The sequence below is a fragment of the Pseudomonas sp. AD21 genome (genome assembly GCF_002878485.1).
Taxonomy (GTDB): domain Bacteria; phylum Pseudomonadota; class Gammaproteobacteria; order Pseudomonadales; family Pseudomonadaceae; genus Aquipseudomonas.
Genome location: NZ_NQYG01000025.1, coordinates 68,711 through 74,099, shown reverse-complemented (window position 1 = coordinate 74,099; position 5,389 = coordinate 68,711). Strand labels below are relative to the sequence as shown.

Annotated in this window: 7 protein-coding genes; 4 read left to right on the top strand and 3 right to left on the bottom strand. The window is 58.8% G+C overall.

The window, feature by feature from the left end; translation table 11 throughout:
* The first annotated feature begins 355 nt into the window (after positions 1-355).
* From PseAD21_RS16610 to PseAD21_RS16595, 4 genes are all read left to right on the top strand, one after another.
* Positions 356-1,258, top strand: a complete 903-nt coding sequence (locus tag PseAD21_RS16610) for a chemotaxis protein CheV (RefSeq protein ID WP_102356610.1) — start codon at positions 356-358, stop codon at positions 1,256-1,258.
* A gap of 27 nt (positions 1,259-1,285) precedes the next feature.
* Positions 1,286-1,747, top strand: coding sequence for an N-acetyltransferase (locus PseAD21_RS16605; RefSeq protein WP_102356609.1), 462 nt, complete (start codon positions 1,286-1,288; stop codon positions 1,745-1,747).
* Positions 1,748-1,893: 146 nt separating this feature from the next.
* On the top strand, positions 1,894-2,220 hold the full coding sequence (locus tag PseAD21_RS16600) for a hypothetical protein (protein WP_102356608.1): 327 nt from the start codon (positions 1,894-1,896) through the stop codon (positions 2,218-2,220).
* Positions 2,221-2,303: 83 nt separating this feature from the next.
* Positions 2,304-3,053, top strand: coding sequence for a YkgJ family cysteine cluster protein (locus PseAD21_RS16595; protein ID WP_102356607.1), 750 nt, complete (start codon positions 2,304-2,306; stop codon positions 3,051-3,053).
* Between the two features lie 46 nt (positions 3,054-3,099).
* Here the strand turns inward: PseAD21_RS16595 and PseAD21_RS16590 are convergent, their stop codons facing one another.
* The 3 genes from PseAD21_RS16590 to PseAD21_RS16580 form a co-directional block, all read right to left on the bottom strand.
* Positions 3,100-4,251: a transporter substrate-binding domain-containing protein gene (locus PseAD21_RS16590; RefSeq protein WP_102356613.1), complete on the bottom strand. Its 1,152-nt coding sequence runs from the start codon at positions 4,249-4,251 to the stop codon at positions 3,100-3,102.
* Positions 4,252-4,380: 129 nt separating this feature from the next.
* Positions 4,381-4,620 carry a hypothetical protein gene (locus tag PseAD21_RS16585; RefSeq protein WP_102356606.1) on the bottom strand — a complete coding sequence of 80 codons (240 nt, stop codon included), beginning with the start codon at positions 4,618-4,620 and terminating at the stop codon, positions 4,381-4,383.
* Positions 4,621-4,731: 111 nt separating this feature from the next.
* The gene (locus PseAD21_RS16580) at positions 4,732-5,037 is read right to left on the bottom strand and encodes a hypothetical protein (protein ID WP_102356605.1); all 306 of its coding nucleotides are present in this window, start codon (positions 5,035-5,037) and stop codon (positions 4,732-4,734) included.
* Positions 5,038-5,389: the final 352 nt, after the last annotated feature.

Sequence of the window (5,389 nt, the reverse complement as noted above, 5' to 3'; positions counted from 1 at the left end):
TGTCCACCATGTCTCCGAACACCTGTCCACCATGTGTCCGGTACATACACTCCCACTGGGAGAGGGGACTGATTGGGGGATATTGGAGATGTCCGCCGACGTGAACCTGCTTTACCGAATCCATAATCGACTCGGTCGTTCAGGTCGATGTAAAACGCCAGACACCTCGGTCGGCCCCCTCTCCCTCCGGGAGTGAGGGCTGGGGTGAGGGGCTCTGGATCTGACCGCAGACTCTGAATCCAAACCCCACCCGACAACTGACCTAAAGCCCCACCCGTTAACGCCGATAACCCGGCATCAATAGTTTCTGGCGATTTCCACCCTCGCCCACCACCTTTTTCCACAGAAGGTTCATATGTCTTCCACCAAAGCCCGCGCAGATTCACTTTCGCTTCTGCTGTTTACCTTGCGCAGCGGCAAGCTGATGGCGATCAACCTGCTGAAAGTCAGTGAAATCATCCCCTGCCCGCCGCTGACCAAGCTGCCGGAGTCGCACCCGCACGTCAAAGGCATCGCCACATTGCGCGGCGCCTCCTTGTCTGTCATCGACCTCAGCCGCGCCATCGGTGAACGTCCGCTGGAAGACCCGAACGGCGGCTGCCTGATCGTTACCGACGTCAGCCGTTCCAAGCAGGGTCTGCACGTCCAGGCGGTAAGCAAAATCGTCCATTGCCTGACCACCGACATCAAACCGCCGCCGTTCGGTTCCGGCGGCTCGCGCGCCTACATCACTGGCGTGACCTCCGTCGACGGCACGCTGGTGCAAGTGCTCGACATCGAAAAAGTCATCCACAGCATCGCCCCGGCACAGATCGAAATGGCCCCGACCGACCTGACCATGGAAGACGCTGACGTCCTCGGCAACGCGCGGATTCTGGTGGTCGACGACAGCCAGGTGGCGCTGCAGCAATCGGTACATACCCTGCGCAACCTCGGCCTGCAATGCCACACAGCGCGCAGTGCCAAGGAAGCCATCGATTGCCTGCTCGATCTGCAAGGCACCGCACAACAGATCAACCTGATCGTCTCCGACATCGAAATGTCCGAGATGGACGGCTACGCCTTCACCCGCACCCTGCGCGAGACGCCGGATTTCTCCCACCTCTACGTATTGCTGCACACCTCGCTCGACAGCGCGATGAACAGCGAGAAGGCACGTCTGGCCGGAGCGAACGCGGTGCTGACCAAGTTTTCTTCGCCAGAGTTGACCCAGCGCCTGATCGAAGCGGCAAAGCACGTCGCCGCGCAAGGGCACTGAGTCTTGGTCGAGGCGTATTGTTTTTTGATGCGGCGCGACCTCAACAAGGACGTGCCGCTCGCTCCTTTGCCGCAAGGTATCGAACTGTCTGTCTACCGCGCCGAACTGGCGCCAGCGGTGCATCGACTGATGCAAATCGGTTTCCGTGAAGGTGGCGGTCGGGTGCCGGCACTGGAAGACTGGCAGCAGCGGTTTGAAAACGATCCCGAATACGATCCGACGTTGTGTTTCATCGCCTGCGATGCCGAGGGCGTGGTCGGCGTGGCGCAATGCTGGACCAGCTCCTATATCAAGAATCTGGTGGTGCATCCGCGCGCTCAGGGTATGGGATTGGGCCGCGCGCTGCTGCTGAATGCATTCAAGGTGTTTAAGCAACGGCGTGAAGGTTTTGTCGATTTGAAGGTACTGGAAGACAACCGGCGGGCGCAGCGGTTGTATGAAAGTGCCGGGATGTATGTGGTGCGCCGGGAGTTGGTACCGGAACTGTAAGATCAAAAGATCGCAGCCTTCGGCAGCGCCTACAGAGGATCACAGGTAGGAGCTGCCGAAGGCTGCGATCTTTTGACTTTAAACCAGGCAACCAAAAACCCTTGGCAGACTCCAACCTTGGCCACCCACGACCAAGGATGCCCAACATGAAAGCCCTCACCGCAAGCCTGCTCTGCCTCACCGCCCTCTCCTCTCAGGCTCACGCCTCCAGCCCCGACGCCTGGGCCGCTTATGACAAAAGCGTACTCGCCAGTTGCACCAAAGCCAGTGGCCTGAAAAACGCCAGACCGGTCGGCACCCCCGCACAATTCGATGACCGCGTCGGCTACACCGCCGTGTTGCTGCAAGGCCAATACCCGCAAAAACACATGAAAGGCCAACAGGGCACCGAGCTGTGCCTGTACAACAAACAGTCCAAAACCGCCTTCGTCACCGAGTGGGACTCGATCCGGCCGACCGGTAAAACCCAGTGACTGGCGCGCAACTTGCTTCGATCCGGGCCTGTGCGGTGGTTTTCCGCCACCGTCTCACACCCTGATTGAAGACAGATCGCTCAATGAATACGACGTTTTCCTGCGTAGGCTGCGGCAAATGCTGCACCGATCATCATGTCCCGCTGACCTTGGCCGAAGCCCGTATGTGGGCGGCGGATGGCGGCCAGGTGATCGTGCTGGTCGAGGCCTTTCTCGGCAATGGCCTGGGCTTACCGGCGCAACAGCGTGAACATGCCGAACGCCGTTCGGTGGTGGTGCGCAGCGGCGCGACCGCTGCGCACGTGGCAATCACCTTCGCCGCCTACAACGTCGGTCCCTGCCGGAATCTTGACGAAGACAAGCTGTGCCGGATCTATGAACGGCGACCGTTGGTGTGCCGCATTTATCCGGCAGAAATCAATCCGCATATCCCGCTCAACCCTGCTGCCAAGGATTGCCCGCCAGAGTCTTGGGAACAGGGGCCGGTGTTGATTGCCGGTGGTGAGTTGGTGGATCAGGAACTGGTTGAGTTGATTCAACGCTCACGGCAAGCGGATCGGGATGACATCGGCATCAAGGACGCGATTTGCGCGATGCTCGGGATTCGCACCACAGCGCTCAAGGGTGACGGGTTTACTGCGTACTTGCCGAATATGAGCGCTTTTGCTTCGGTGATTGATCAGGTCACCGCGCAACCGCTGACAACTGTGCCGAGTGAGTGGGTGTTTCATTTGTCCGGGGATGATGTTGCCGGGGAAGTGTTGGCGGCCGGGGCGCAGGTGGTGACTGAACCGGCGCAGACGTATGCGTTTATCTCGCTGCGGGCGGCTTGATCCAAACTCTCGAGGTGGCTGAAGGCCCTTTTGCGAGCAGGCAGCATCAATCTCGAGTGGCGGCCACCGCCAGACACTCAAGCTCGACTTTCGCTCCCGGCACTATCAATTGCTTGCCAGCGAACGTCGTACGCGCAGGTAACCGGTCGCTCGGGAAATACCGGCGATATTCCGCATTCATCCCGGCGAAATCCTTGACGTCGGTAAGGATCACGGTGCACTTGGCGACATGGGATAGGGACGATCCACTGCGGTCCAGCGCGCCGCGCAGATTTTCCAGCACCTGAACCATCTGCGGACCAATCCCGCCTTTTACCAACTCTCCTTTGACATCAAGCCCGAGCACACCGGACAAATAGATCGTCTCGCCGACCCTGACCGAATCGGAAAACGGCAACCTTTCATCATTGGCTTGATAGCGCAAAGAGTCATCAACGGCCGGCGGCAGATAGCGTTCGGTGATCGCCTGATACTGGCCGTTCTGCTTCAAACGCTCGAGGGCCGCATTGAGCTCATCACGCAGTTTGCTGTCGGTTTTGCGCAGCGCCATGGCCACGCCCGTGCCCAGCATCGGGTCCTCGAGCGCCGGCCCCGCAAAACCGAAGGCTTCACCCTGAGGCAGGCTCAGCAAGGCGTGAGTGATTTCGATGGAATCCTGCAAAGTCGCATCGATCTCACCGCTCTGCAGGCTGGCAATCAGTTGGTCATTGAACTGAAAGCTACGAATCGTCACCCCCGATTCCGCCCACCGCGCCTTGGCGAATGCTTCGCGACTGGTGCCAGCCAATACGCCAACCCGCTTACCTTTGAGGGACTGAACATCAGGTTGCAGGTTTGCCCCCTTGCGCGCCACCAATTGGCCGCTCAACGGATAAAGATTGTCGGTGAAATCGATGCGTTCCCGCCGCGCCGGGGTGGCCGTCATCGGCATGATCACGTCGAAACGCTTGGCCTCAAGCGCCTCGACATTGGTCGCGTATTCCTGATCGACCCAGACACAACGCTTTTGCAATTCGGTGCACAGTGCGTTGCCCAGCTCGATGTTCAGACCGACCAGTTCACCTTTATCGTCGCGACTTTCAAAGGGAGGAACCAGTGGTTCAACGCCAAACCGCAGCGTCGGCTCGACCGCCGACGACACGCAACCGGTGGTCAGAGCTAATAGCGACAACGTGGACAGGATTTTTGCCAGAGACATGGAAGCGACCTTCATCAAAGCGTTCACGGGACATGAATCTTTGACTAAAGGCCACTTGGATTCCCAGAGGATGAATCAGCTATCTCTGTGGGAATAATCTTCATCTTGCTGCGACTACTTCAAAACAGATCAGCGCTTGCCCATCGAACGACGGGTGCCCGGCGGCGCCATGCCTGGGGTCTTGGTGTGACCGTTCTTGGCGCCGTTCTTGTACCACGGCTGGTTTGAGCCTTTGGCAGAGGCCAGCTCGCCCGGCTTGAACGGAAACTTGAACGCCGGGATATCGGCTTTGGTATCGCTGGTGTCGGCCAGTTCAGCCGGGATATCGCTCACAGCGTCGTCAACCGGCGGCAGGGTCGGGGAAGTCATAAAAGCTCCGGAAAGCAAAAAGTCGGGCCCGATCAGTGAGCCGCGATGGCGCGCAGTATACCTGTGCGCCATCGCTCGGCACCTGAAGATTTGCAGCGCACGCCGAACGGTTTACAGGTAACTGATGATAACGATGCCTTTGTCGGTCGAGGTCTTCAGCGCTTCATAACGTACGGAAATCGGCAGCGCCTGATGACTGCAAGCGTTGCGCTCAGTGTCGACATCGACTTTCACGCCGGGCTTGATTTCGATCTGGCGAGACTCACGAGACGCAAACGCCCCGACCGGTCCGACCTGACAGCCCGAATCAACGATTTGCCCGGTAAAGCGGATCTCGCCGGATTGACTGGCAGGCGCTGCAAACGTAGTGAGTGGAAGCAAGAGAAGCACATACGGCAGAGCGGTTTTCAGCTTCATATCAAGACACTCCCGAAGTGGACGGCCCAGAGAGATTTGGGCCGTGCGCGGCCTGAGCCATACAAGCTGTATCCGCTCATAGAGGCGGATCTTTAAGAGATTAGTTGTAGTGTTTGGGCGAGGTACGCCGACGTGCGATACCGTGTTGAACTCAGGCTTTGAACAGCACACAAATCGGCCCCCTCTCCCTCGGGAGAGGGCTGGGGTGAGGGGAAAATCCACCACAAATCCAAAGCCGACCACGCCCCGCTCTTCACCACTCAATAGGCCGAGTGCAGCTCGCCTGCTCTTGATCTTGATCTACGGGCGACGTCGGAAGGCTGAGTGGAGGGATTGATCCGGGCGTGGGAGC